The 26,229-nt window shown below is 61.8% G+C and carries 23 protein-coding genes; 11 read left to right on the top strand and 12 right to left on the bottom strand.

Annotated features, from left to right (window positions below):
* The first annotated feature begins 112 nt into the window (after positions 1–112).
* Together RCAS_RS18050 and RCAS_RS18045 are read left to right on the top strand one after the other, a co-directional pair.
* Positions 113–757, top strand: a complete 645-nt coding sequence (locus RCAS_RS18050; protein WP_012121964.1) for an N-carbamoylsarcosine amidohydrolase — start codon at positions 113–115, stop codon at positions 755–757.
* Positions 758–881: 124 nt separating this feature from the next.
* Entirely contained in the window at positions 882–2,075 is a 1,194-nt protein-coding gene (locus RCAS_RS18045) for a L,D-transpeptidase (RefSeq protein WP_012121963.1), read from the top strand.
* Between the two features lie 13 nt (positions 2,076–2,088).
* Here RCAS_RS18045 and RCAS_RS18040 read toward each other — a convergent pair whose 3' ends face one another.
* Positions 2,089–5,208, bottom strand: a complete 3,120-nt coding sequence (locus tag RCAS_RS18040; protein WP_012121962.1) for a WD40 domain-containing protein — start codon at positions 5,206–5,208, stop codon at positions 2,089–2,091.
* Positions 5,209–5,272: 64 nt separating this feature from the next.
* Positions 5,273–6,931, bottom strand: coding sequence for a phytoene desaturase family protein (crtI, locus tag RCAS_RS18035; protein ID WP_012121961.1), 1,659 nt, complete (start codon positions 6,929–6,931; stop codon positions 5,273–5,275).
* Positions 6,932–7,196: 265 nt separating this feature from the next.
* Here crtI and RCAS_RS18025 point away from each other — a divergent pair, with 265 nt between their 5' ends.
* Genes RCAS_RS18025 through RCAS_RS18015 form a run of 3 tightly spaced genes read left to right on the top strand, consistent with a single transcriptional unit; the run spans position 7,197 to position 9,292 of the window.
* Positions 7,197–7,760: a thioredoxin family protein gene (locus RCAS_RS18025; protein WP_012121960.1), complete on the top strand. Its 564-nt coding sequence runs from the start codon at positions 7,197–7,199 to the stop codon at positions 7,758–7,760.
* Positions 7,761–7,798: 38 nt separating this feature from the next.
* Entirely contained in the window at positions 7,799–8,821 is a 1,023-nt protein-coding gene (locus RCAS_RS18020) for a Uma2 family endonuclease (RefSeq protein WP_012121959.1), read from the top strand.
* Between the two features lie 51 nt (positions 8,822–8,872).
* On the top strand, positions 8,873–9,292 hold the full coding sequence (locus RCAS_RS18015) for a secondary thiamine-phosphate synthase enzyme YjbQ (protein ID WP_012121958.1): 420 nt from the start codon (positions 8,873–8,875) through the stop codon (positions 9,290–9,292).
* Between the two features lie 6 nt (positions 9,293–9,298).
* Here the strand turns inward: RCAS_RS18015 and RCAS_RS18010 are convergent, their stop codons facing one another.
* From RCAS_RS18010 to def, 10 genes are all read right to left on the bottom strand, one after another.
* Positions 9,299–10,618 carry a DUF1501 domain-containing protein gene (locus RCAS_RS18010; protein WP_012121957.1) on the bottom strand — a complete coding sequence of 440 codons (1,320 nt, stop codon included), beginning with the start codon at positions 10,616–10,618 and terminating at the stop codon, positions 9,299–9,301.
* An 8-nt stretch (positions 10,619–10,626) separates the two neighbouring features.
* Positions 10,627–12,288 (bottom strand): DUF1800 domain-containing protein, encoded by a 1,662-nt coding sequence (locus tag RCAS_RS18005; RefSeq protein WP_012121956.1) that lies wholly within the window; start codon positions 12,286–12,288, stop codon positions 10,627–10,629.
* A 639-nt stretch (positions 12,289–12,927) separates the two neighbouring features.
* The gene (locus RCAS_RS18000) at positions 12,928–13,317 is read right to left on the bottom strand and encodes a cytochrome c oxidase assembly factor Coa1 family protein (protein ID WP_012121955.1); all 390 of its coding nucleotides are present in this window, start codon (positions 13,315–13,317) and stop codon (positions 12,928–12,930) included.
* Positions 13,311–13,721, bottom strand: coding sequence for a holo-ACP synthase (gene acpS / locus RCAS_RS17995; RefSeq protein ID WP_012121954.1), 411 nt, complete (start codon positions 13,719–13,721; stop codon positions 13,311–13,313). The genes RCAS_RS18000 and acpS overlap by 7 nt, the downstream gene beginning before the upstream one ends.
* 4 nt (positions 13,722–13,725) lie before the next feature.
* Positions 13,726–15,153, bottom strand: a complete 1,428-nt coding sequence (locus RCAS_RS17990) for a hypothetical protein (RefSeq protein WP_012121953.1) — start codon at positions 15,151–15,153, stop codon at positions 13,726–13,728.
* Between the two features lie 226 nt (positions 15,154–15,379).
* Positions 15,380–16,714, bottom strand: coding sequence for a type I glutamate--ammonia ligase (gene glnA / locus RCAS_RS17985; protein ID WP_012121952.1), 1,335 nt, complete (start codon positions 16,712–16,714; stop codon positions 15,380–15,382).
* Complete coding sequence (locus tag RCAS_RS17980; RefSeq protein ID WP_232280058.1) at positions 16,711–17,187, bottom strand: hypothetical protein; 477 nt, start codon at positions 17,185–17,187, stop codon at positions 16,711–16,713. Before RCAS_RS17980 ends, glnA begins: the two co-directional genes overlap by 4 nt.
* Positions 17,156–17,353 carry a hypothetical protein gene (locus RCAS_RS17975; RefSeq protein WP_041332126.1) on the bottom strand — a complete coding sequence of 66 codons (198 nt, stop codon included), beginning with the start codon at positions 17,351–17,353 and terminating at the stop codon, positions 17,156–17,158. Before RCAS_RS17975 ends, RCAS_RS17980 begins: the two co-directional genes overlap by 32 nt.
* Positions 17,354–17,378: 25 nt before the next feature.
* Positions 17,379–18,359, bottom strand: a complete 981-nt coding sequence (gene ftsY / locus RCAS_RS17970) for a signal recognition particle-docking protein FtsY (protein ID WP_012121949.1) — start codon at positions 18,357–18,359, stop codon at positions 17,379–17,381.
* 424 nt (positions 18,360–18,783) lie between these two features.
* Complete coding sequence (def, locus tag RCAS_RS17965) at positions 18,784–19,341, bottom strand: peptide deformylase (RefSeq protein ID WP_012121948.1); 558 nt, start codon at positions 19,339–19,341, stop codon at positions 18,784–18,786.
* A 369-nt stretch (positions 19,342–19,710) separates the two neighbouring features.
* On the opposite strand from def, the gene RCAS_RS25315 reads away from it, so the two are divergent.
* The 6 genes from RCAS_RS25315 (at position 19,711) to lysW (ending at position 26,226) form a co-directional block, all read left to right on the top strand.
* On the top strand, positions 19,711–21,252 hold the full coding sequence (locus tag RCAS_RS25315) for a DUF6615 family protein (protein WP_049768846.1): 1,542 nt from the start codon (positions 19,711–19,713) through the stop codon (positions 21,250–21,252).
* 219 nt (positions 21,253–21,471) lie between these two features.
* Positions 21,472–22,731, top strand: a complete 1,260-nt coding sequence (locus RCAS_RS17950) for a 3-isopropylmalate dehydratase large subunit (RefSeq protein WP_012121947.1) — start codon at positions 21,472–21,474, stop codon at positions 22,729–22,731.
* Positions 22,732–23,121: 390 nt separating this feature from the next.
* Positions 23,122–24,240, top strand: coding sequence for a trans-sulfuration enzyme family protein (locus RCAS_RS17945; protein WP_012121946.1), 1,119 nt, complete (start codon positions 23,122–23,124; stop codon positions 24,238–24,240).
* Between the two features lie 224 nt (positions 24,241–24,464).
* Positions 24,465–24,965 (top strand): LeuD/DmdB family oxidoreductase small subunit, encoded by a 501-nt coding sequence (locus RCAS_RS17940; protein WP_012121945.1) that lies wholly within the window; start codon positions 24,465–24,467, stop codon positions 24,963–24,965.
* Entirely contained in the window at positions 24,962–26,044 is a 1,083-nt protein-coding gene (locus RCAS_RS17935) for an isocitrate/isopropylmalate dehydrogenase family protein (RefSeq protein ID WP_012121944.1), read from the top strand. Before RCAS_RS17940 ends, RCAS_RS17935 begins: the two co-directional genes overlap by 4 nt.
* A gap of 14 nt (positions 26,045–26,058) precedes the next feature.
* Positions 26,059–26,226, top strand: coding sequence for a lysine biosynthesis protein LysW (gene lysW, locus RCAS_RS17930; RefSeq protein ID WP_012121943.1), 168 nt, complete (start codon positions 26,059–26,061; stop codon positions 26,224–26,226).
* Positions 26,227–26,229 lie beyond the last annotated feature (3 nt).

Genomic DNA, 26,229 nt, shown 5'->3' with positions numbered 1-26,229 from the left:
GGCGCCAGTGGGAGAGGGGCTAGGGGTGAGGACGCACCAAAGCATCGCAAAGCCATCAACCGCATCTGCGCTCATACGAACGGTCTGCCCTTTAATCTAACAACGAGGCCCTATGACATCCTTCGACCACCTCGCCGACGACTACCGTCAGCACGGCTTAGCCGGCCGAGTTGGCTTCGGCGAACAGCCGGCGCTGCTGGTAATTGACTTCATCAAGGCCTACACTACACCCGGCTCACCATTGTACGCCGCACCCGGCGTACCGGACGCAGTGCGCGCCAGCCAGCCGGTTCTGGCTGTGGCCCGCACTGCCGGTATCCCGATCATCTACACTACTGTCGCCTATGCAGCCGATGGTCGCGACGGCGGTATCTTCGTACAAAAAGTGCCGGCGCTACGCCAACTCACCCATGACTCGCCGCTGATTGAGATTGTTGATGAGCTGCACCCGCAAGCCGGCGAACTGGTGATCGAAAAGAAATATGCCAGCGCCTTCTTCGGCACCCACCTCGCCGCCACCCTGACCGCCCTCCGCATCGACACCGTGATCATGGTCGGCTGTTCGACCAGCGGCTGCATTCGGGCCAGTGCGGTCGATGGGATGCAACACGGGTTTCGTGTGATCGTCCCGCGTGAATGTGTCGGTGACCGCGCACCCGAACCGCATCTCGCCAATCTCTTCGACATCGATGGCAAATACGGTGATGTGGTATCCGTAGCAGGAGTGATCCGCTATCTGAGCAGGTTCTGTAAGTGATAACTCTTGACATAGCGCGAATGGGCGCTATAATCGGCTCAGGTGTCTCCGTCAGGCGCTCATCCGCACAATCCGACGTTTCGCTGTCCCGGTTTCCGGCAGAGACTAGCAGAAGGACCTCACGATGCGCCATACTGCACGCCTGACCGTTCTTGCGCTGCTGATCGCCGGACTCTTCTCCTCATCGATGGCGATTCCCCTCTACGCACAGGCGGCGGCGCTCTATTTCCTGCGCACCGGGCACCATCTCACCGATGAGCACGGTTTCTTGAGTTTCTGGCGCAGCCACGACGGACCGCGCACGCTCGGCTTCCCCGTCACCGAAGTATTGATGATCGAAGGGATTGGACCGGCGCAGTACTTCGAGAAGGGTCGCCTGGAGCGCGTCGCTGCCGCCGATGGCGCGCCAATTGTGCGCACCGGTGCTGTCGCCGCCGAATATGTCGCGGCGCTCTACCGCACCTTCCCGCCGCGCCCGGATCGTCCGCCGGTCGATGGCGAACTGTTCTTCGGCGAAACCGGATACAGCGTTCGGGAGCCGTTCATCGGCTTCTGGCAGGCATCGGGTGGCGTCGATTTCTTCGGTATGCCGATCAGCGAACCGGTGTGGGAGCAGACCGCCGGAGGATACCGGCATGTGCAGTATTTTGAGCGCGCCCGGTTGGAGCGCGTTCCGGCGAGTGCAGGAACGACCGACGACATTCAGGTTGCTGATCTGGGGCGCGCGTTGGCGGAACTGCGCGGGCTGAACATTGCTCCTGTGCCCAACCGCGGATTCGAGACGTTCGGACCGCCTGCGCCTGCTGCACCCGATGTTGCGCCGCTTAACGGTGCGCCTGCTGCTTCAGCGCCGCTGCCAATGCAACCTGCGACGCCTCGCGCAACTGCAACACCGCGTTCACCAGCGCCGCCTCCGGCGAGCCGCGCTCTAACCGCCACAACACGCGCCGCAAAGCGGATTGTCGTCAATCTATCGAAACAGTGGCTCTACGCCTACGAAGATGACCGCCTCGTCTTCGATGCGCCGGTGGCCACCGGGCGCGATGGGATGAACACGCCAACCGGCGCATTCCAGATTTACGCCAAACTGCCGATGCAAACCATGGATGGCGTCACCGAAGGCAAATATTGGGTTGTACCGAATGTCCCGCACGTCATGTACTTCTACGGCGGCGTCGCTCTGCACGGCACCTACTGGCACAACCTCTTCGGCACCGGCGCGCGCCCATCGCATGGCTGCGTAAACCTGCCGCTGAAATCGGCAGCGTGGCTGTACGAATGGGCGCCCATCGGCACGCCGGTGCGCGTGACCTACTGACCTACCTGGACGTCTACGATGAACCACTGCGCACAGCCCGATAAAGCGTCACGCCCGCATCACGACCGGCGGCGGCGAGTTGTGCGCCATCAGGGCTGAACGTCAGCGCCAGCACGCCGAATTGCTGCTGAACCTGCGCCATCTCTGCGCCGTTCGCCGGATTCCAGAACTGCACCACGCCGGTGGGTGTGCCGGTCGCAAGGATTGCGCCATCGGGAGAGAATGCCAGTGCAGTAAACCAACCATTTTCCGGCGCAGCCTTAATATTTCGCTCCGAAGCGCCCGTGCGATAATTCCACATACGCAGCACACCATCGGTCCCCGTTGCTGCAAACAACGTCCCTCTCGGTTGGAACGCAATGCTGGTGATGGAGTTTTGCATGCCGCTCAACGTCTGGACGCGCTGCCCATCGGCGACACGCCAGATTTCGATGCGTGGATCATTCGGCGTGCCGGCAGCAGCCACGAATGCCCCATCATCGCTGACCGCCACCAGAAACACCGCCGGGAGATCGGTCTTGAGCGACCGGAGGAACTGACCATCGGCGCCATTCCAGATCGCCACCGTGCCATCGTTTGCGCCGGCGGCAACCACTTTTCCACCCGGATCGGCAGCAATGCAGAGCGGATCGCCGGTCGATCCGGTCAGATCGCTGGATGTTTCGCGCAGAAAATCCAGGATAACCACCGTATCCTGCTCGGTAATCGTTGCCAGACGACCATTGGGCAGGAATGCCAGTGATTGCACCGACGTGGAAGAGCCTGCAAACTGACGGATTTGATCATTCGCCAGCAACCGCAACTGAATGATGCCATTGTACCCGACGGCGCCAAGTACCTCACTATCGGGTGAGAAGACGAGCGAGGTTACCAATCCCAGCCCGATCCGCAGGTTCATGTCGGGGCGCTGCTGTGTCAGGTCCCAGACGATCATGCGCCCTTCCTGATCGCTGACCGACGCCAGGCGCTCACCATTCGGACTGATAGCAATGCTGAAAATGTCGAGACGGTGAACATCGAGTACACCGGTCTGCACGCCGCGTTCCACATCCCATATGCGCACAGTTGCGTCCAGCCCGGCTGAGTAGAGGGTCTTTCCATCAGGAGCGAACGCCAGTCCGCGAATGACGATCCAGTTCGTATGACCGCGCAACTGATGAATGACCTGACCGGTGGCGGCATCGAGCAGATAGACGACCCCCTCGGTCGATCCGACTGCCAGCGCCTTGCCGTCAGGCGAAAACGCGACACCGGTCGCCCAGTAGCGCAGGTTGGTGTCCGGGTCGAGCGGAGTGCGAAAATTGAAGCCACTGATTTCACGCCCGGATGCCACGTCCCAGAGGCGCACGCTGCCATCACGCGAGGCGGATGCCAGCGTCGTGCTGTCAGGGGAAAAGACCACACCGCCAATGAAGCCGGTGTGTCCGCTCAGGGTCGCCAGCAGTTGACCGGTTGCGGCATCCCATATACGCACTGTTTGATCGGTGCTCCCCGATGCTAGCAGCGTGCCATTGGGAGCGAAGGCGATGCTGCGAATCCAGCCGGTATGACCGCTCAGACGCCGAACCACCCGTCCGGTCGATACGTCCCATATGCGAATTTCGTTATCGTCGCTGGCGCCCGACGCCAGCAAGGTGCTGTCGGCAGACCAGGCGAGTGATGTGATTTTGCCCGTGTGGTCAAACCAGGTTCCAAGGTCATCGAGCGTTGTAGCATCATGCAGGCTGACCGCTTCGCTTATCCCCACGGCGAGCAGCCGTCCATCAGGCGAGTAAGCGACAGGACCAAATACCGACATGGACAGCTGGCGTGTTGCTGTGATGGCCGTGACATTCTGTGGCGAGATAGCATCCGGTCCAGGCGCAGATGATCCATTGGCAGGTATTGGCGTAGGGGGCGGGACGGTCGGTTCCACGTTCGCAGCGCTCGTTGCAGTCGGCGCCACCGTTGCTGCGGGTGACGCTTCCGTTGGCGCCAATGTTGGCGCAGCGGCGGCGCCGCTCATGCCGAGCATCTGGCGCAGCGGACTGCCCGGCAGAAAGACCGCAATCGCCAGACAGACCCCAATCGCAGCAACGGTCAGCAGCACCGCAGAAGTGACGAGACAGCCGGTGCTCAAACCCTGCCGTGGGGGAGCAGGCGCATAGCCGGTTGGATACCCTGGCGGCGGATAGGGCGCCGGCGCTGCAGGCGGTGGAGCAACCGAAGCCACGGGAACAGGCGCTGGCGCCGCGGGCGGCGCAATGCCCGGTGCCGCATGCACGACATTCTCTGCCGTTTGCTGCGGCTGTTCTTCATAAGGAGGGGATGGCGTTGCGTGCGTCAGCACATCAGGACCAAGACCAAGCGAACGTCCGCCCATCATCTGCGCGGTTTCGAGCGCAATGCGCATTTCGCGCGCCTGCTGAAACCGATTGACCGGGCGCAATTGCAGAGCGCGCAGCAACACCTGCTCGACCAGCGGCGAGATGTGCGGATTGAGCGATCGCGGACCCGCCAGCGGCATCCCGGCTTCCTGTTGCGCGGGCGTCGGCGGCGCCCAGCCGGTCAGTGCGTGGTACATCAGCGCGCCGATGGTATACACATCGCTCACCGTTGTAGGCTCTGCATCGGGGCGCGAGAGTTCAGGCGCGCGGTACGGCGACGGCGACTGACCGATTGGCGTCGCTAATGTAAAGGGAGTAATCAGAAAGGAGCCTTTGTCGTTGACCCAAACATCGACAACCGCCAGATCGCCCAGAAACAACGGCGGACGCTGGTTGTGCAGATGTTCCAGCAGCAAGAGCAATCGGGTCGCCTGCGTCAGCACGTCGGTTTCCGGCAGCGGACCGCCGCGCGCGCGTATCGCTCGTTCAACATCCTGCCCGCCGGGATCGGCGCAAACCATGTAGTAGAGCGCACCCTCGGCAAAATGGTCGCGTAGCGGCAACAGTGCCTCGTGGCGCACCGCCGCGATCTGCTTTGCAAGAATGTCCAGATCGCTGAGCGCCCCTTCGGGCGGCGCAAACCCGGCTACCAGCAACAACTCACCGCTCTGATCATCGCGGCAACGATAGATTTTCACGCCGGGACGCTCATCGACGGTGTAGATCACGCGGTAGCGATCACGGATGACTTGCTCGCCTGAACTCATGGAAGCCTCGTGGTGATGCAGATCATTCGTCCATGGCACGCTGCGCCTGCCCCATCACGCGCACTCATACCATCTGAAGCGATTCCGGCACGCGCCGGACGATTGAGTCGGGAATGCCGTAGTCCTTTGCAATAACCCGCGCCGTCATTTTTGCCGACATCATGACCGACGGCGTGCCTCCACCCGGTTGAACGCTGGCGCCGACCAGGTAAAGTCGCTCAATGTCCTCGCTCCGGTTGTGCGGGCGAAAGTATGCCGACTGGATCAATAGCGGCTCGACGCCAAAACCGTTCCCCAGCCAACTGTTGAGCGTTCCCTCGAAGTAATCGGGCGTAATATAACTCTTATGCACCAGACGATCCATCAACCCTGGCAAATAGCCGCGCTCGTCGAGAAACCGGAGCACTTTATCGACGAAAGGTTCCGCCAGTTGTGACCAGTTCAACCCGGAACCGTTGTGGGGCACGGGCACGAGCGTGTAGGCCGCGTGATGACCGGGAGGCGCCAGGCTTGGGTCGGTAAGCGTTGGAATGTGCAGATATTGCGAGAAATCATCTGCCAGCGTCTTGCGGTTGAAAATATCTTCCAGCAACCCCTCGTAGCGTGGTCCCAGAATAATGTTGTGATGGCGCAGCTGCGCATCGCGCGGATCGGCGCGGAACCCGAAGTAGATGACAATCAGCGACATCGACTGCCGCGCCAGGCGCACCCGCAGATCATTGTTGATCCGACGGTGCTTCCGGTCAATCAGGCGGAGATAGGTCGTGGCATAATCGCCGTTCGAGACCACCAGATCCGCCTCGAGGCGCGTACCATCAGCCAGTTCGACGCCGCGCGCAATGCGCCGCGCGCGCAAACCGCGCGGCTCTCGCCCGTGCTCATCGGTCACAATAATCCGGCGCACCTCGCTGTTGTAACGCATGACCCCGCCTAAATCCTCAAACTTCCGCACCAACCCCTGCACCAGCGCACCGGTGCCGCCGCGAGCGAAATGAATGCCCCAGGTTTTCTCAACAAAGTGAATCATGGCATAGATCGCCGGAACCTGCAACGGATTGCCGCCGATCAGTAACGGCTCGAAACTGAACACCTGCTGCATCTTGGGGTTGCGGAAGTAGCGTTTGACGAACGAGAAGAGTGGGCGCACCGCATCGAGACGCACCAGATCGGGGACGACGCGCAACATCGTTCCAATATCGCCGAAGTATGTGTACCCTAGTTCGAGGAATCCGCGCTTGAAGATTGCCTCGGCGGCGGCATGGAACCGCTCGTATCCTTCGAGATCTTCCGGCGCCAGCGCGCGAATCTGTTCGCGCGTGCGCTCTGGATCGCCGTCGTAGTCGAAGAAAGTTCCATCGTCGAAATAGATGCGATAGAAGGGAAGGATCGGCGTAAGTGTCACATACTTTGAGGTGGCGGGACCGCTGCTGATGCCGCTGGTGACGCGCGCTTCGGGGACCAGCGTCTCCGGTGGAAAATCAGGAGCAGCAAGATTCGCTGCGTCGCGTTCTAGCGCGAATAGTTCTTCGATAAAATGCGGCACCGTAATGACGGTTGGACCCATGTCGAAGGTAAATCCGTCAACTTTTCGCACATACGCGCGGCCTCCGGGTCCGTCCAGTTTTTCGACAATGGTGGTGTCGAACCCCAGGCTTTGCAGACGAATGCCCATCGCCAGACCGCCAAATCCGGCGCCGATAACAATTGCGCGTTTGCGTTCCATACGTGTTGTCTATTCGTTATGTGCGGTTTTCATCTTTATCTTTTACGCGCCCTGGCGCAGCACGGATGCGACAGGTGCATCATACCACGAAACGCGCCTGACACGCTGCGACATCTGGTACAATACGATGTGACCAGCACGACTGCCTGCTCCTGATGTCCCGGTTGACGTTGCGCGCGCGATGCGCGCGTAAGGGGACGCGGATGCACACAGATGAAAACGGATTCTCGCGGAACCGTACCATTTGATGTCAAGGAGGAAGATCATGCCCGCAACATCAGAAACATCGCTGACGTTGACGTTGGGCGCCATTGCGCCCGATTTCACCCTGACTGATACGGTATCGGGCAAAACGATGTCGCTGAGCGATCTGAAATCGCCCAAGGCGACGGTTATTCTGTTCATCTGCAATCACTGCCCGTATGTCAAGCATGTTGATCGGGCGCTTGTTCGCCTGGCGCAGGACTATATGCCGCAGGGGGTGTCGTTCATCGCTATCAGTTCTAATGATCCAATCCAGTACCCGGAAGACTCGCCGGAGAGGATGCGCGAGGAGGCGCTGCGCGTCGGCTATCCCTTCCCCTATCTGTTCGATGAGACACAGGATGTCGCGCGCGCGTATGGCGCCGCCTGCACCCCCGACACTTTCATCTTCGACGGCGACCTGCGTCTTGTCTACCGCGGACAACTCGACGATACCCGTCCGAGCAGCGGCAGAGAGGCGACCGCCGCCGATGTGCGCGCCGCGCTCGATGCTATTCTGTCCGGTCAACCGGTGAACGCAGTGCAGAAGCCGAGCGTCGGGTGCAGTATCAAGTGGAAGCGGTAGGCTGCGCGTGGTGATGGATTATTTGCTATACTGACGTCATGACGACTGCATCGACCAAACCGGTTCCTGCTGCCGATGTGCCCGCCGAGGACCCGTTCCGCTACGGCTGGCGCTTTGTGCCCCGCCCGACCCCCGACGATCCCCATCACCTCGAACAGGTTCCGCTCACGCTGGAGGACGTCCTGCACCCTGAAACGGGAGATTTCATTGTGCATAGCGACCGCCACGAGACCGACCGGATGTACCTCACTGCTGTGCTGCGCGCCCGTCTGGAGGAGGCGGGGGTCGCCATCGTCCTGAGCGATGTGCGCATTGCGTGGGACATCCCCGACCTGCGCCCGCACGGACCGGATGTGATGGTCATTCCCGGCATCCGCGAACGGCAGGACTGGAGCACATTCGAGGTGGCGGTCGAAGGCGCGCGTCCGGCGCTGATCATCGAGATCACCTCGCCGGAGACGCGCGAGAACGACCTGGAGCGCAAGGTGGAGCACTACGCGCGCGCGGGGGTGGCGCAGTACGTGATTGTGGATGACGCCGGAAAAGGTCGGGGGAAGCGGCGGCTGCGATTGCTCGACTACCGGTTGGAGGCGGGGATGTACCGCCTGCATCCATTGGATGCTGCGGGACGGGTGCATCTGGCGATTGCCGATGTGTGGCTGGGGGTGGAGGGCGATCACGTCGTCTGCTACGACGACCATGGCGTGGCATTCGGCGACTATGCGACGGTGGTGCGGCAGGCGGCGGACGCGGAAGAACGAGCGCGGTTGGAAGCGCAGGCGCGCCAGGAAGCCGAGAAGCGCGCACAACGCGAAGCGGAGCGCGCACGGCGCGAAGCCACAGCGCGGGCTGCTGCGGAAGCACAGGCGCGGCGCGAGGCGGAACGGGCGCAACGTGAAGCGCAGGCGCGGGAAGCCGAAGCGCAGGCGCGGGCTGCTGCGGAAGCACAGGCGCGGCGCGAGGCGGAACGGGCGCAACGTGAAGCGCAGGCGCGCGCCGAAGTTGAAGCGCGCCTGCGCGCCCTCGAAGAAGAACTGCGCAGGCTGCGGAATGGTGCATAGCAGGCGCTGATCGCGCGAACATATGCGCCGATAGCATGCGGAGGAACAGTGATGCGCTCATACCGTGAGGAACTCTGGTTCAACACCCCCACACGGGTAGCGTTTGTGCGCATTACCGATCAGGTCGCGGCAGCCGTGCGCAAATCGGGAGTGCGTGAGGGATTGTGCCTGGTTAACGCCATGCACATCACCGCCAGCGTTTTTGTCAATGACAACGAATCCGGGTTATGGCACGATTTCGAGCATTGGCTGGAAAAACTTGCGCCGCATGCGCCGATCTCACAGTATCGCCACAACGATACCGGCGAAGACAACGCCGACGCGCACCTGAAACGCACCATCATGGGGCGCGAGGTGGTGCTGGCGATCACCGACGGCAAGCTCGACCTCGGACCATGGGAAGAGGTGTTCTACGGTGAGTTCGACGGTCAGCGGCGCAAACGTGTGCTGATAAAGATTATCGGCGAATAGTAACAATCAGCGCGTCACCAGTGGCAGGTTCACCCGCTGTGGTCGTTCAATCGTCTCGCCGGGAGCATAGGCGAGACCGAGCGGTGAGCCGCTGAAACCGGGAAACACCTGATCGACCGCCTGGTGTCCGCCACGCTTGACCAGGATTTCTGACAGCACCGCGCGATAGTCAGTAGTGATCGCCAGATCAACGCCATTGTCGAGTTGCTCAGTTGCCAGTCCGGGCCAAACGCCGTACATCTTCCCGCCACGGATTCCTTCGCCAAGCGCCAGCATCACATTGCCATGCCCGTGGTCGGTGCCGCTGCTGCGGTTGGCTTTGAGCCGCCGCCCAAACTCGCTCATCACCACAATCGTCAGCCGGTGGTGATAGCGCCAGAGATCGTTGTAGAAGGCATAGAGCGCCTCAGAAAGCCCGGCAACCAGTTCGGGAAAGATCCAGCTCTGCCCTTCATGCGTGTCCCATCCGCCATAGTCGACGGTTGCTGCGATCAGCCCGACATCCATTTTAATCAAACCGGCGACGGTGCGCAGGGCACTGCCCAGGCTGGCGCCGCGCCCTCCCGGATAAACGGCGCCGTTCTCCGGCGTGTAGGGGATAACCCTGCCTTGTGAATCGCGCGGCAGGCGTTCATTGATCCGGGCAATCGTCGTCAGCGTGGTGCGTCCTGCCCGCTGCACAGGCGAGTCGCCGGAGTAGAACGAGTCGAGCGCCTGGTCGAGTTGTGAGCGGTAGCGCCATGAGTTCCAGCTCAGGTTGAATGCGCCCGGATCGGTTAGCGCCGCCGCGTCGTTGAACCCGGTCATCGAGAATGGAATGCGCGCGCTGGCTGAGACTGCTGGCAAGTAACCGCTGGCGTTGATGCCGTTCAGGTAGCGCGCGAGCCAGCCATTGGCTGGAACACCGCTCTCTGGAATCCCGCCTTCCATATAGTCCATCGCTTCGAAGTGGCTGCGAGTGCCATTTCTCAGTCCACATGCATGCACAATCGCCAGCGAGCGATTAATATAGAGCGACAGCAGCGGCGTGGCGCGTGGGTGCAGGCGAAAATCGGCTCCCGGGATCGGGTTGCCGAAGCGCAGCCCGGCGTTCTGTCCGCTTTCCTCGACCCGCAGATCGCCACGCGCTCCACGGTAGAACGGATCGTTCACCGGCGCGACTAGGCTGAGACCGTCGCACCCTCCGCGCAGGAAAACGACCACCAGAATATCGCGGTGGGTTGTATCTCCCGGCTGCGCAAATGCCAGACCGCGGACGGCGCCGCCGGTCAGCGCGGCAATTGCTGCGCTGCACCCGACTACAAAGTTGCGTCGTGAGAGTGTCATGTGCTCCTCTATCGTAGTTGAAACTCAGGCGTCATCGCAATCAGCGTCACCACACTCCTGATGCGGTCGGTCATCTCTTCGGCGCTGCCGGTTGGCGGCGCGTCCGCCGACCCATTCTGGCGCATCAGATCGACCAGGCGGTTGATCGTGGACGGTGGCGGGGCAATCGCCAGCAGGCGCGCAATCCAGAACTCCACGATCTGCCGTGAGGTCAGTCCGGCTGGCGTCTGACCCGGTAGATCAAACGTAGCCGCCTTGAGCCAGGTACTCTGTAACTGGTTGATGATATTCCAGCGTCGCAGCATGCCATTCGTGCTCAACCATGCCGCGCTCTCCTCTGGGTGGCCCGTCGGAGGTCCCCAGTTGAACATCCGGTACCCCATTTCCTGCAACTGCCAGAACAGACCGGAGTTGGGCGTGACATCAGCATTGGTAGCGCGCAAGAATGAAACGATTACCTCGAACGGTCGCTTGACCTTGCTGCCAAAGGTGTTGGCGAATTCGTCCGACAGTAGCAGGGCGCGCACCGTTCTGGCAATCTGGTCAGGCGCATTCTTGTGAGTCAGCCAGACGCTCGCCAGTGCATTTACCAGCGAGTCGGGCGGGTCATCGGCGAGCAGGCGGCGGCAGAGTTTGCGGCAGATGTGGCGTGCTGTGCCAGGGTGCTCGCTCACCAGGCGAATGACCGTTTCCCCATCCGACAATGGAGGCTGGTTCGGATCGATCTCGAAGGCAAGCACCCGTTTCTGGGCGTTGTCGTGCCAGAGATCGACATAGGCGAACTCACCGGTGTCCGGCAGGCGGATATTACCGCTCACCGTCTGACCGTGGGCAATCGTCCAGCCGGTGAATGCGCGCGCTGCTTCGTACACGTCCTGGTCGATGTACCCGACAGGGTTGCCTTCCAGTGCGCCAGGAACGTCGCGCCAGCGATTGTACAGATGATTGAGATAGTTCTCCTGTCCCAACGTGTGCAGTTCGAACAATTCGCGGGCATAGTTCTCATTCGCGGGACCATCACGACTGAAGGCGTTGTCGAGGTAGAACCCCATAGCGATACTCTTCGCCACGTCCCGCACCATGCTCCGGAAATTGCCCAGACAGTGCCGTCGGATCACATCGCGGTCGTAGAGGGTCCAGGTTGCGCTGATGCGCGAGTCGGAGTAGGCATCGACATTGAAATGGTTGTGCCAGAACTCGACCAGCACCTCGCGCAATTGCCATTTGCTGTACACCGCGCGGAGCAGCGTCGCTGCGCGGACTTCTTCAACAGGACGGATCCGCTCCTGATACGCTGGATTCTTTGAGAGGGACCAGAGTTGCGTGAGACTCCAGTTCTCGACAATCGTGCGCAGGGGACGCATTTCATCGACTGCGGGATACCCCATTCCGGCGTTGTACTGAATACGCAGGCGCGCTTCGGCAATCTTCTGGTTACACAACGCATCATCAGCATCATTCGGATTCAATTGCTCATCGACATAGGCTGCAAACCCCATTCCCTGCACTCGCCCAATATCACCGGGGCGTGGTCCATATGCTATGCGATTGAGTGCGATGAGTTCAATGGGGGGTAGTGTCGAGGGAGTGACCTGCGTGGGAACACCTGACATCCTGGCGCCGGCGAGCGTCGCGCCGGCGCCCAGGAAGCGACGCCGTGAAAACGTCATAGCGTGTCTTCTCCTTGCAGTTCAAAGTGATGACGTACCCGTTCAGGAGCGTGCCTGCTCATCGGAGTCGGGCTGAAGAACGCTGTCGAAGTTACTCCAGCAACGCTTTCAGTGTATAGGGAGATGCGGTTGTTGAAGATGACAGGTGTATCACAACTCAGCACCTGTCGAGGAAGAGCCGGGACCAGAATCCATCAAGAGGCAATATCCTGTACCAGGAGATGATGGCGTCCTGATGCCCGAACTGCACGCCACACGATGTGGATGGGCTGAGAAGTCTGCCTGTGCGATCCTCCGCCGGGAAGCCGTTCGCGCCTTTTTTCGGCGAGCGCAGGGGCGGATCGCCCGTATGAGCAGAGCGGGCATGCATGGCGTTGAGATGCGCCGTTTTCCCCTCACCTCCCGCCCCGCTCCCGCGCGCGGGATCGGGGAGACCGGCGCCGCGCGCGTGGCTGTCCCATGGTCCCACGGTGGGAGTGCCGGGATGCGCGCGGGTGTTCGGTCCGCCCTTAAACTCCGGCGAGAGAGGGCATGGGTGGGAGCGAAACCGGTGAGCGCGGAACGCCTGACGCAGCGCTCGCAGGCTGAACGTATCACCCCTGACCGGCGTACACCAACGACACGGGGAACGGTCATCTCCTACTGCTCGCGCAACACATCGATTTGTCTGCCGCCGACGGTGACGATCAGGCGACGATACTGCCACACGCCCTCACGGTGCACGGCTTCGATCATCATCTCGCCCGACCCGCGCGGTCCTGCGACCGAGAGCGTAAGATTGGCGTTACCGCTGCCATCACCGGTGCTTATAGAACCCATAGGAAACCAACCCGCCTCAAGCGGCGCGCCGAGCGCCGCCGCCACCTGCGGATCGCGCTCAGCGCGCACCAGCGCTTCCTGCACAACATCTGAGTCGCGGATAGAACGTATCACGACAAAGAACACACCGCCAACACAGGCGCCGATCAGGACAAAGAGCAGCGCGCTGATAAAGCACGAAATAGGGTTACATCCCCGCACGCTCACCACGGCATTCTCCTCCTGGGTGTCGGTGAACTGAGCGCGATCGCAATGGCGATTGCCAGTCCGTGGTCGTGGGAAAGGCTCAGGCGGATGCTGTCGATACCCAACTCGCGGGCGCGCGCCTGTGCTGCGCCGCGCAGGATGACCATCGGGCGCCCGTGGGCGTCGGCGAGCGCCTCGATATCGTGGAATGCGACGCCGCCTGCGCCGCCGATGCCGCGCAGACCGACGCCGAGGAGTTTGGCGACCGCTTCCTTAGCAGCCCAGCGCGCCGCCAGCGATTCGGTTCGTCCGTGGCACAGCGCCGTCTCAGCCGTCGAAAAGATGCGCTGGATGAAGCGATCACCCCAACGCTCGACTGCTCGCCGGATCCGGTCTACTGCAACAATATCGATGCCGGTGTAGATCACGCCGTCACTGCCTGCCGATCAGCGAAATTGCCGTCACTTCCGAGAGATAATCGTGCCCGCGCGCTTCAATGCGAATACTCTGGATATAGCGCGCCTGGCGCAGGAGCGAGTCGTCGCGCAACTCGACATTCAGGCGATACCACTGAAACTGCGGCACCTGCCGATAGCGGATTTCGCCGGCGTCTTCACTGTTCGACACCTCACCGTTGCCGGTATAGATGCAAAAATAGCGGCTCAACTCCTGATCGGTCGGGCTGGTGGGCTTGTACGTGATCCGCACCATGATCGGGCACTCGGAGCCAGCCACTCCGGCGAGTTGCACCGTCTGGGTCAGTACTCGCACCCACATCGTCAGGCGTAGCGACGGAAACTCCGACACATCGGCATCGATCGTCTGCTCGATGCCGACGGTAAACGGACGGGTCTGCAAACCATCGCGGCGAAACTGCCCGATGGCGACCTGATCGTCCGGCGAGCAGAAATCGGGCGTTTCCGGGCGACAGGAGCGCACAACGGCAAACCGCCCGTTGTGCTCTTCAGGAGTCATGCCAGGGGCGTTCGGAATGGCATATTTGCGCCATGTCTGGGAAGTCTGATCGTACTGGTTCTGCGCCAGGTACTGCTCAAACCCGCCATCGCGGATCAACTCCCAGCGCGCTTCACCGGGTTCAGCAAGCGTGCCGGCGGCATCGATCTGCGCCAGTTGCCCGGGTTGCACCTCCACCGATCCGCCCTGATGGTCAACAATCGCGCGACCAGAACGGGTAGCGACTTCGATCCACAATGGCTCGCCGTTAAGAGCGAGAGGCGGCAAGGGTCTTGCCGATCCGTTCAACACATTGACAGAATAACTTCCGCCGGGATCGAGGCGAATGCGCGTCCCATCTCCGACCTCAACGACATACTCAACCTGATCATACGGTTGACCGGCAGCGATGTCATAGCGGAGGTATCCCGCATTCTGCCGCAGCGTCACGTCCAGGCGCCCGTTGTGCCATGTCGTGGCGCGGTAACTGACAAGCGCCAATTCAGCGCCATCGGGATGCGCCCAAAAGTCGATCTGCGTCCGATCCACAAGAACCAGTGATGCAACCGGTCCATACCCTGCTTCGGCTTTCGTGCGAATGACGCTTCCTTCGGCAACGATTGCGCAAATGTCGAGTTCACCGGGGCAGGGATCGCGCTCTGGCGGCAGGCGTTCGATACTCTCGGCAACCAGGCGACCGCGCGGCTGGATCGAAACGCCAGCGTTCACGTGGCTGCGCAGGATCGCCCCCTCAACCGGCGTCGTCGCCGTCTCATAGGAGCGCCAGCCGCTATACCCGACGACCGCAACCAATGCGCAGAACAACCCAAAGAACGCCAGCATCCACGTCCATGCGACGCGCTGGTAATAGGTCTGTTCCGGTGATGGTTTCGCAATTGGCGCCATACTTCTCACACACTCAAGTCATGAGGAGATTCCTCGCTGCGCTCGGAATGACGACGCGCTGCGCTCGGAATGACGACGGTGGCGCTGCGCGAGGAGATTCCTCGCTGCGCTCGGAATGACGACGCGCTGCGCTCGGCATGACGACGGTGGCGCTGCGCGAGGAGATTCCTCGCTGCGCTCGGAATGACGACGCGCTGCGCTCGGCATGACGACCTTCATTGTCACACTAATACGTCGGCAAATACCGGTCGAGTTCCCACTGGCTGATCGAATGGCTGTACTCTTCCCATTCGCGCGCGCGCGCCTCGACGAAGCGTTCGAGAATGTGCGGACCAAGGGTTTCGGTGATCACCTCGTCGCGCTGCAACTCTTCGAGCGCCACACCAAGCGTTGAAGGCAGGACGTCGAACTGGCGCGCGCGCAGATCGACCTCGAATAAATCCTCTTCGACCGGCGGTGGCAGCGGCAGTTCGCGCCGGATGCCGTCGAGACCGGCAGCCAGAATGACCGCCAGCGCCAGGTACGGATTACACGACGGATCGGCACAGCGCAACTCCACCCGCGCCGACTGTGGGCGATTCGTGCTGATGCGCGGCACCCGCACCAACTGTGCGCGATTGGTGCGCCCCCAGATCAGATAGACCGGCGCCTCGAAACCGGGCACCAGGCGCTTATACGAATTCACGAGCGGCGCAAGGACGGCGATCATACCGCGCGCGTGCGCCAGCAGCCCGGCGATAAAATGGCGCGCCAGCTTTGAGATGGAGTATGGGTCGTGGGCGTCGAAAAAGAGATTCTTGCCGCTGGTTGCATCGGCAAGACTCAGGTGCATATGCAGACCATTGCCGTTCAGATGGGCGATTGGCTTGGGCATGAACGTTGCATACAGATTGTGATGCTGCGCCACTGCCTTAAGCGTCGCGCGCGTCGTCACCAGGTGATCGGCGGCGCGCAGCCCTTCGGTATGTCGCAGATCGATCTCGTGCTGACCGAGCGCGCCTTCGTGGTGCGTGGCCTCGACCTCGATGCCGAAGGCGCTGAGCGCGCGCACCATACGACGGCGGATGTGCGTTGCGGCATCGGTCGTCGCGTCGAAATACCCGGCGACATCGTGCGGGATCAGCGCCGGACGCCCATCGGGACCGGCGCGGAACAGAAAAAACTCAACTTCTGGACCGACGTAGAAGGTCATGCCCATGCGCTGCGCGGCATCGAGCGCGCGCCGCAGCGCATACCGCGGATCGCCGGCGAACGGTTTGCCTTCCGGCGTCTGCACATCGCAGATCATGCGCGCCGTGACAAAACCGGCTGCTTCGTCCCACGGAATGATTGCGAAGGTTTCAAGATCGGGAACGAGATACATATCGCTCTCGGCGACGCGGGCGAACCCTTCGAGCGATGAGCCGTCGAACCAGACCCCATGATCGAGGCAATCGGGCAGTTCGGATATCGGAATAGTGACATTCTTCACCATACCGACGATGTCGGTATACTGAAGGCTGACAAACTCGACATTCCGTTCGGCAGCTTGTTTGAGAACAGTTTCACGAGAGACCGTCATTGATCATTCCCACTCCGCACTCGCTGATACAATATCTGATATGCGCCATCGCGCGCGCCACGGGTGATAACGCGGTAACGCAGCGTCCCGGTTTCATCGAGTCGAACAGCGCCAACCCGCGAAACCTGATCGCCGGGGCGACTCTGAACGGCAAAGGCGACGCTTCCGCCGGGATTCAGCATTTCGAGGCGCATCTCACCCTGTTGCACCTCAAGGATGACGATGGTTCGCAGCGTCGCCGCGCCGCCGCCGATGGGGAGCGCGTATTCTTCCGACCCCTCAGCGCCAAGGAAGGCGCGGGTCACATTCCCCGCATCAGGGCGCACATCGGCAGACAGGCGATCGCCGGAGACGAGCATGCACGCCGATGCGAACAGTGAGGCCAGGATGCCGATCAGCGCCATGCGCATCGGAGCGAACCACCACGACCATCGCGCGCCCTTATCCATACGACTCAGGGCGATCATTGGCATTGTACGTCGCCTCTTCCGGCACCGGTTTCAGGCGCAGCGGACGGCGCGCTTCAACATACAGATTGCTTTCGCAGTCGGTGCAGACCAGGCGCGTGCCGGGTGTCACGTACTCCTGGAGCGCCAGTTTCCGCCCGCAGACCGGGCACTTCGTCGTTTCAAGCGGCATAGTCAACATCGCGGTGCAGCATGGTTTAATCCTGCGCAAACAACGACTCAACGAACGTTTCCGCATCGAAGAGCGCCAGATCGGTCATTTTCTCGCCAGTGCCGACATAACGGATCGGGCGCTCGATGTCCTGCGCGATGGCGAATGCAATCCCCCCCTTGGCAGTGCCGTCGAGTTTCGTTACTGCCACATCAGTCACATCCACCGCTTTCAAGAACGATTTCGCCTGAAGCACACCATTCTGTCCGGTTGTGGCGTCGATAACCAGCAGCACCTCGTGCGGGGCATCGGGGAACTTTCGCCGGATGATATTGCGCAACTTTTGCAATTCCAGCATCAGGTTCGTTTTAGCATGCAGGCGCCCGGCAGTGTCGATGATCAACACATCGAAATCGCCGCCGCTAACGGCTTCGATGGCATCGTACACCACAGCGCCGGGGTCGGCGCCCTGACCGCGTGAAATAACCGGCACACCCACCCGTTCCGCCCAGGTTTCGAGTTGCTCGGTCGCAGCAGCGCGGAAGGTGTCACCTGCCGCCAGCAGCACGCGTTTACCGAATTGATTCTTCAGGCGATACGCCAGTTTTGCAATCAGGGTCGTTTTGCCTGCACCATTGACGCCGACCACCAGCACAATAGAGGGATTCGCATTGACCGGTTGGCGCCGCTCCTGTTCCTGCAACACGCGCACCATCTCCGCCTTCAGCATATCGCGCGCCTCACGCGCCCGTTTGACGCCGTAGCGGTTGCAGCGGTCCTTCGTGCGGTTGACCAGGTACATGGTCGTTTCGACGCCGACATCCGCCTGAATCAGCAGCGCTTCGAGGTCGTCCCATAGTTCATCGGTGATCGGTTCGTCGGTGGCGAACAGGCTGGCAATTTGACCGAAAAGACCGTGGCGTGCTTTCGCAGTCGCCCGGTCGATCTTCTGTTCTTCCTGTCTGGCTTCTTCCTCACTGCGCGGCGCGTCCTGTCCGCGCCCAAACATGCGTTTGAAAAATCCCATGCCATCCTCTCGATCCGCCTTCGCCGGCGCAACTCTCTGTGCGGTATTGTACCACGCCCCCGCCAGGAAGTGGCGGGTATGGCAGGATGATGACCGCGCGGATCGGATCGGATCGGGCGGGGATCGGAACGGAACGCGGATCGGATCGGGCGGGGATCGGAACGGAACGCGGATCGGGGCGGGGATTGGGACAGAGATGGGATCGAGGCGGGGATGGGATCGAGGCGGGGATGGGATCGAGGCGGGGATGGGATCGAGGCGGACGGGACGGTAGTAGGGGCGGGTCTCAGACCCGCCCCCACCGGAACGGACCGGGGATCGGAACGGAACGCGGATCGGGGCGGGGATCGAGGCGGGGATGGGATCGAGGCGGGGATGGGATCGAGGCGGACGGGACGGTAGGGGCGGGTCTCAGCCCCGCCCCTCACCCGGTGGTCGCCGGGGCTTCTTCTTCACTGTAACTCTTCAGGGTCGAAAGATCGCGGATGCGCTCGGTGAAAAGAACGCCGTCCAGGTGATCGATCTCGTGCTGCAATGCGCGCGCCAGCAATCCCGTTGCCCGCCGGATGCGCTGCCGCCTCCCGTTCAGGTCAGTATACTCGACGGTGACCCACGCAGCGCGCGGCACTTCGCCGTACCACCCCGGCAGGCTCAAGCATCCTTCAAGCCCAACGTCCTCCTGATCGCTGGCTTTCACGATCTCCGGGTTGATCAGCACAAATGTCTGCTCCGGCGCGACCTCGACCTTCGTGCCATCCGGGCGCTCTTCCATCATTGGCGGGATTGCAATGACCGCCAGGCGCTGCGTGACGCCAATCTGCGGCGCCGCCAGACCAACGCCATTGGCGGCGTGCATGGTTTCAAACATATCGGCGACCAGTTGCTTCAGCGACGGATTAGGCATCCGCACCGGGTGGCAGCGGGTCGTCAGGATTTTCTTTTCGTCCGGGTTATCAATGCGCAAAATGTGGCGCAGCCCCATAGCGTCTTGTCCTCCGGCAATCGCAATACGTCTTTGTGCATTATAGCACAGGGAAGGGTTGAGGGGGCGCGCTGCGCGATCGCGTTATACCAATGACCGGTGACCATCCGGCATGGTCACCCCGAGCAGCGCGAGGGGTCGTGCGCGACCCGCTCAGATTCCGAGCGCAGCGAGGAATGACACGCATGCGGCATCTTCAATCGTCATTGGTATTACGTCACAGACACGCCGGCGTGTGTAATCCTTCCTCCGGTGACAGGACTATTCGCTTCTGAGACCAATTGCCTATTGACTTGTGAAGGCGCGAATGTGTATAGTCTCGATCAGATTCCTGACACTCGAAACGCGCCATGCCGCAGGAGAACCTCCATGACGAACAGCAACCCGCTCGGCAATTTTGCCTATCTGTGCAGCGACTTTATCCGCCTCAATCTCAAAACAGGGCACGATCTCTACAAAGCGAGGGAAATCGAGTTCCGTCTTGGCGAAGACGCTGTCACCGACATAAACCTGCTCGATATAGCGTCCCGTCACCCGGATCGGGTGATAGTCATACGCTTTAATCGCAAGCAGGAGAGTGAAGGTGGCGCTGATTGGGCGTGGTGGTTTTTAGATCATCGAACTAAAGAAGCCGTAGGATTTCGCATTCAGGCGAAAATCTTGAACTGGAAGAGCAACGAATTTGACTATCTCCACTATAAAAATGGCGATCAAACCGAAACATTGATAAAAAATGCCAAACAATCCAACGAAACCCCGCTGTATTGCCTGTTCGCCGACGTGTGGGACGCGGAAATGTGGCAAACAGCTGCAAACTGTGCAATCCCTCAAGCGACGCAGAACCGGGGATCGAATAGCACATCGGCAGCGCTCCAGTGGATGGTAGCAGCGTGCATATGGACGAAGGCAACCCGAAGAAAGGCGGCGGCGTGGCGGGCAGCGGCGGCGGCGTGGCAGCGGGCAGCGGAGGCGAGGCGGGCAGCGGCGGCGGCGGGGCAGTGGGAAGCGGCGGCGGCGGGGCAGTGGGCAGCGGCGGCGGGGCAGTGGGAAGAGGCGGCGTGGCAGTGGAGAAAGGCGGCGTGGCAGTGGGAAGAGGCGGCGGCGGGGCAGTGGGAAGAGGCGGCGTGGCAGTGGAGAAAGGCGGCGGGGCAGTGGGAAGAGGCGGCGTGGCAGTGGATAAAGGCGGCGGGGCAGTGGGAAGAGGCGGCGTGGCAGTGGATAAAGGCGGCGGCGGGGCAGTGGGAAGAGGCGGCGTGGCAGTGGGACAAGGCGCAACAATGCGAAGATCGGGCGCAGTGGTATGAGGACGAAGCATGGCGCACGTTGCTCACAAACGGCTCAGGGACTGCCTGCTATGGCTGCCAGGTGTCGAATCAGTGCGGTTGCGCGCAGCGCCTGAGCAATTCTTCAAACACCGGTTCATCCTGCTCACAGTTTCCGGCTTGCTTTGCGCCATTTATCGACGCCGGGTGCTGGCTGCTTCACGCCAGCATCGTGCAAAGCAAATCATCAAAAAAGTCGCTCCAGGATTTCGTTCAACACGTGTTTCCCTGGCACTGTCTGGTGTGTTGTGGGAGGTTTGCGTTCACTAGCCAAGAAGGAAAATTGCCCGATTATGTCAGGCAGGCGTTAGGCGCAACGCGCGGAGATCAACAGACCGCCGGGTCGCCTCCACTCGATGCCGAGAGCGGCGGCGCGCAAAACGCCACAGAGGATGCACAGAGGATAACAGCCGCCGGGTCGCCTCCACTCGATGCCGAGAGCGGCGGTGGCGCAGGAGAAAGTTCTGGCGCCAATCGTCCGGCAGTATTGGTGATTTTTAGAGCGAGTTCTGCCGGTGAAGCGCGCTTAGAAAACGAGGACCGTTGGACTTTCTACCAACTGGAAGGGGGGGCGGCACAAGCCGGATAATCGTCGTTTGACAGCCGCGCGCTTCGGTGGTACACTGCGCGCAGTCCAGGAAACAATGGTACACGCTATGCCATCCCTGATCACCAAGCAGGTCAAGCGCAGCAAAAAACCGGCCCTCTGGTCTGGTTAGGCTCGCTTGTCCCGCAACGGTTGGTTGACAGGCGCCCGCTTCGCCAGACCAGGCGAGCGGGCTTTTCGTTTGCGCTTCAGGAGGGAATTGTGGGGCAGACGCTTGCAGAACAGATTCTTTCGCGCGCCGCCGGAAGACCGGTCTCCGCCGGCGAGAATATCGTCGCCAGGGTCGATCTGGCAATGATGCACGACAGTATTTCGCCCAGCATCATTAAGATTCTGCACCAGGAATTGGGCGCCGAACAGGTGTGGGACCGCGACCGGGTGGCGGTGGTGGTGGACCACGTGGCGCCGGCGGCGACCATCCAGAATGCCGAACATCAACTCGCGCTGCGGCGCTGGGTGCGGCAGCAGCAGATCACGCACTTCTTCGATGTCGGGCGCGGCATTTCGCATCCGGTGCTGGTCGAAGAAGGGTTGGCGCGCCCCGGTATGCTGATCCTCGGCAGCGACTCGCACTCGACGGCGTATGGGGCGGTCGGCGCCTTCGGCGCTGGCATGGGTTCGACCGATATGGCGCTGGCGCTGGCGACCGGGCAGACGTGGCTGCGTGTGCCGGAAACGGTGCGCATTCTGGCGCGCGGTCGCTTTCGCCCCGGCGTCGGTGCGAAGGACCTGGGGTTGCGCGTGGCGCGCCTGATCGGCGCCGATGGCGCAACCTATCAGTCGGTGGAGTGGCATGGCGTCGAGGAACTGAGCGTTGGTGAACGGATGACGCTCGCTACACTCTCGATTGAGATCGGCGGCAAAGCGGGCATTATTCCGCCGACCGGTCCTGGTTGGGAGGAACACGCCGCGCGTCGCGGCATCATTGCGCCGTCGTGGTTGTGCGTTGAGGAAGGGGCGCGTTATAGCCGGACGGTCGAGGTTGATCTCGATACGCTCGAACCGCAGATCAGCGTGCCGCACTTTGTTGACAATGTGCGCGATCTGAGTGAACTCGGACGCGTTGAGGTCGATGTGGTCTACATCGGCACATGCACCAATGGGCACGCCAACGATATGGCGGCAGCAGCGCGCATTTTGAAGGGGCGCAAAGTGGCGCGCGGGGTGCGGTTGCTCGTCGTTCCGGCGTCAAGTGAGGCATTGCAGCAGGCGACTGCCGATGGGACACTGGCGACGTTGCTCGAAGCGGGCGCGGCGATTGGCACCCCTGGCTGCGGCGCGTGCATTGGGCGGCACATGGGGGTGCTGGCGCCCGGCGAAGTCTGCCTGTTCACCGGCAACCGCAACTTTCGCGGGCGTATGGGATCGCCGGAGGCGCAGATTTACCTGGCGTCGCCCGAAGTCGCCGCAGCAACGGCAGTGCTGGGGTACATCGCCCATCCGGCAGAAGTGATGAGGTAGCGAACAGGGGGTGGGAAGCGGGGGTTGGCTCACCCGCGCACCAACAGATCAGGATGTGGCATCGTCGGTTCCGGTCATCAGGATGCCTCAATGATCCTGTGCGCGGAGGTGACCCAAGGCGCAGCGCGCGCGGACGGAAACGTCGACGCTGAAGGCGCGAATCTCCGCAGACGCGGGGTGAGGGCGCGACACGCCCGTCGTGTATTCAGCCCGACGCTTCCGCAGCGGGCGCCTCCGCAGATGCGGGGTAAGGGTGCGACACGCCCGTCGTATTCAGCCCGACGCTTCCGCAGCGGGCGCCTCCACAGACGCGGGGTGAGGGCGCGACACGCTTGTCGTGTATTCAGCCCGACGCTTCCGCGTTGGGAGACAAACAACCTGGAGCACTCTATGCATCCCGAAACTGCATCCATTCACGCCGGTCAGGAAATCGACCCAACGACGGGCGCGGTCATTCCGCCGATCTACCTGACGACAACCTTCGAGCGCGCGTCGGACGGGAGTTTTCCGCGCGGGTACATCTACACCCGCAATGGCAACCCTAACCGCGCAATGCTCGAAACTTGCCTCGCGGCGCTTGAGGGCGGCGCAACATGTGTGGCGTTCAGTTCCGGTCTCGCGGCAGCCATGAGCGTCTTTCAGGCGCTGCGTCCCGGTGATCACGTGATCGCTCCCGACGACGCCTACCACGGAATCACGCGGCTGCTGCGCGAGATTATGGCGCCATGGGGACTGGAATACAGCCGCGTCGATATGCGCGACCCGCAGAACGTCGCAGCGGCGTTGCGCCCGAATACGCGCCTGGTGTGGATTGAGACTCCGTCGAATCCGCTGCTCAAAATCGCTGATATTGCCGCAATTGCGGAGATTGCCCGTCAGGCTGGCGCACTCTGCGCGGTGGACAACACATGGGCGACGCCGGTGCAGCAGCGCCCGCTGGAATTGGGCGCCGACATCGTGATGCACGCGACAACGAAGTACATCGGCGGGCATAGCGACGTGCTCGGCGGGGCTGTAGTGTTTGGCGCGAACGATGCGTTTGCCGAACGGGTGCGTTTCCTTCAGATCAATGGCGGCGCCGTTCCGTCGCCGTTCGACTGCTGGCTGGCGCTGCGCGGCATTCAGACGCTCCCCTATCGCGTGCGCGCGCATGCCGCAAATGCGATACAGGTCGCCCGTTTCCTGGCGGAGCACCCGCGCATCGAGCGCGTTCACTATCCCGGACTGGAAACGCACCCCGGTCACGCGGTTGCTGCGCGGCAGATGCGCGGCTTTGGCGGCATGCTGTCGATTGAAGTCGAAGGCGGCGAGGCGGAAGCCATGGCAGTCGCTGCGAAGGTCAAGATCATTACCCGCGCCACCAGTCTCGGCGGCGTCGAGAGCCTGATCGAACATCGCGCATCGGTAGAGGGACCGGAGAGCACAACGCCGCCCAACCTGCTGCGCATTTCGGTCGGACTCGAACATCCCGATGACCTGATCGCCGATCTGGCGCAGGCGCTGACATAGGAGGAGTATTCGCAGGGTTCGCGCGGCGGTGGGTTGTTTGAACCACAAAGCTTGCGGCAGCGTGGCGCTCCCGTTCAGTTGGCGATTCGGCGACGTTGCCGCCGAACCGCACCGTACCGTGAAGATACGCGCCGCTCCGCAGCAGGCAGAAAGAGCCGTCACGCGGCTCGTCTGTGAGGCAATGACGTCATTCCTGTCAATTCGCACAAGAAAGGACGAATCATATGGCTCGTATCTGGCGTTTTGGCGCAAATATCAATACCGATCAGATCGTCCCTGGGCGCTATGCGCCGTATATGCTCAAGAATGAGGACGAATTGCGCAACTATCCGTTCATTGAGGCGCGTCCCGAGTTTGCTTCAACCGTGCGCCCTGGCGACCTGATCATCGCCGGTCCAAACTTCGGGTGCGGTTCGTCGCGCGAATATGCGCCGCTGGCGCTCAAGATGGTCGGCATCGGTGCGATCATCGCGCCGCTCTTCGCGCGCATTTTCTACCGCAACGCGCTCAACCTGGGTATTCCGCTGTTCGAGGCGGACCTGACCGATCAACTGGAAGACGGGCAGGAAGTGGAGTTCAACGCCGAAACCGGCGTCATCGTCGCCGACGGTCGCGCAATTCAACTGCCGCCGCCACCCGAATGGATGCGTGAGGTCTGGCGCGAAGGCGGGATTGTGCCGTTCTACCGCAAGCATCGCCGCTTCCCCGGAGTAGTGCCCGTATGAGTGCGCCACCGTTCACCATTCTTGTCATACCCGGCGATGGCATCGGGCGTGAGGTCATTCCGGCAGCCGTCGCTGTGCTTCAGGCGACCAATCTGCCGTTGCAGTTCGTGGAAGCCGACGCGGGGTGGGACTGTTTCCAGCGCTGCGGTGACGCATTGCCGCATGAAACGCTCGACGCAGCGCGCGCGGCAGATGCCGTGCTGTTTGGCGCCGTCGCGTCTCCGAGTTACCCGGTTGCCGGGTACCGCAGCCCGATTGTGCGATTGCGCCGCGAACTCGATCTGTACGCCAATATCCGTCCGGTCTTCGATGATCCGCCTCCTGGCGATCCGCGCGCGCGCCGGGTCGATCTGGCGGTGGTGCGCGAAAATACCGAAGGGCTGTACGCCGGGCGCGAACGGGTCGAAGATGGCGGCGCAACTGCGATTGCCGAGCGCGTGATTACCCGGCGCGCCAGCGAACGAATTGCGCGGGTCGCCTTTGAACTGGCGCGCGCTCGTCGTGCTGCGCGCCGCGCCGACGATGCGCCGCCGGGAAGAGTGACCATTGTCCACAAGGCGAACGTTCTGCGCGAAACCTGTGGATTGTTCCGCACCATCGCTCTGGACGTCGCACAGGCGTACCCCGACGTGCAGGCGGACGAAATGCTCGTCGATGCCTGCGCGCTGCACCTGGCGACGCGCCCGGAACGCTTCGATGTGATTGTCACCACGAACCTGTTCGGTGATATCCTGTCGGATGTCGCCTGCGCCTGGGGTGGCGGGTTGGGTCTCGCGCCATCGGCGAACCTGGGTGAACGACACGCGCTGTTCGAACCGGTCCACGGCGCCGCGCCCGACATCGCGGGGAAAGGAATCGCCAATCCGCTTGCGGCGATCGGGTGCGCTGCGTTATTGCTCGACCATCTTGCCAGCCGCGCGTCGCCCGATACTGCGTCTGCCATCCGCGCCTGGAGCGAACGCATCAGGCGCGCCGTTCGCCACGTGCGCGCCGTCGGACCGCACACACCCGACTTAGGAGGCGACGCTGCCACATCTGAGACGACTGCCGCAGTCATTGCCCATATGCTCACGTTGTAAGAAAGGAGACGCTCATGCGCGCCATCTGTCCCGAATGCGAAGCCGAGATCACCCTGCCCGAAGGCACGGTCGAAGGCGAAATTCTGACATGCCCCGACTGCGCCGCCGAACTGGAAGTCGTCAGTATCGATCCGCCGGAACTGGCGCTGGCGCCGGAAGTTGAAGAAGACTGGGGGGAATGACCT

Origin of the sequence: Roseiflexus castenholzii DSM 13941 (assembly GCF_000017805.1) — a bacterium.
Lineage (GTDB): Bacteria > Chloroflexota > Chloroflexia > Chloroflexales > Roseiflexaceae > Roseiflexus > Roseiflexus castenholzii.
This window is presented reverse-complemented; position numbering and strand designations above follow the sequence as displayed.

Coding starts and splice junctions, on each gene's coding strand:
- RCAS_RS18010 (WP_012121957.1), bottom strand. CDS start 10,618: ATGACACTCTCACGACGCAACTTTGTAGTCGGGTGCAGCGCAGCAATT.
- RCAS_RS18040 (WP_012121962.1), bottom strand. CDS start 5,208: ATGAGTTCAGGCGAGCAAGTCATCCGTGATCGCTACCGCGTGATCTAC.
- lysW (WP_012121943.1), top strand. CDS start 26,059: ATGCGCGCCATCTGTCCCGAATGCGAAGCCGAGATCACCCTGCCCGAA.
- RCAS_RS17990 (WP_012121953.1), bottom strand. CDS start 15,153: ATGGCGCCAATTGCGAAACCATCACCGGAACAGACCTATTACCAGCGC.
- def (WP_012121948.1), bottom strand. CDS start 19,341: ATGGGGCTGCGCCACATTTTGCGCATTGATAACCCGGACGAAAAGAAA.
- ftsY (WP_012121949.1), bottom strand. CDS start 18,359: ATGGGATTTTTCAAACGCATGTTTGGGCGCGGACAGGACGCGCCGCGC.
- RCAS_RS17935 (WP_012121944.1), top strand. CDS start 24,962: ATGAGTGCGCCACCGTTCACCATTCTTGTCATACCCGGCGATGGCATC.
- crtI (WP_012121961.1), bottom strand. CDS start 6,931: ATGGAACGCAAACGCGCAATTGTTATCGGCGCCGGATTTGGCGGTCTG.
- RCAS_RS17945 (WP_012121946.1), top strand. CDS start 23,122: ATGCATCCCGAAACTGCATCCATTCACGCCGGTCAGGAAATCGACCCA.
- RCAS_RS17980 (WP_232280058.1), bottom strand. CDS start 17,187: ATGCCAATGATCGCCCTGAGTCGTATGGATAAGGGCGCGCGATGGTCG.
- RCAS_RS18020 (WP_012121959.1), top strand. CDS start 7,799: ATGACGACTGCATCGACCAAACCGGTTCCTGCTGCCGATGTGCCCGCC.
- RCAS_RS18025 (WP_012121960.1), top strand. CDS start 7,197: ATGCCCGCAACATCAGAAACATCGCTGACGTTGACGTTGGGCGCCATT.
- RCAS_RS17975 (WP_041332126.1), bottom strand. CDS start 17,353: ATGCCGCTTGAAACGACGAAGTGCCCGGTCTGCGGGCGGAAACTGGCG.
- RCAS_RS18015 (WP_012121958.1), top strand. CDS start 8,873: ATGCGCTCATACCGTGAGGAACTCTGGTTCAACACCCCCACACGGGTA.
- RCAS_RS18045 (WP_012121963.1), top strand. CDS start 882: ATGCGCCATACTGCACGCCTGACCGTTCTTGCGCTGCTGATCGCCGGA.
- glnA (WP_012121952.1), bottom strand. CDS start 16,714: ATGACGGTCTCTCGTGAAACTGTTCTCAAACAAGCTGCCGAACGGAAT.
- RCAS_RS18005 (WP_012121956.1), bottom strand. CDS start 12,288: ATGACGTTTTCACGGCGTCGCTTCCTGGGCGCCGGCGCGACGCTCGCC.
- RCAS_RS25315 (WP_049768846.1), top strand. CDS start 19,711: ATGACGAACAGCAACCCGCTCGGCAATTTTGCCTATCTGTGCAGCGAC.
- RCAS_RS17940 (WP_012121945.1), top strand. CDS start 24,465: ATGGCTCGTATCTGGCGTTTTGGCGCAAATATCAATACCGATCAGATC.
- RCAS_RS18050 (WP_012121964.1), top strand. CDS start 113: ATGACATCCTTCGACCACCTCGCCGACGACTACCGTCAGCACGGCTTA.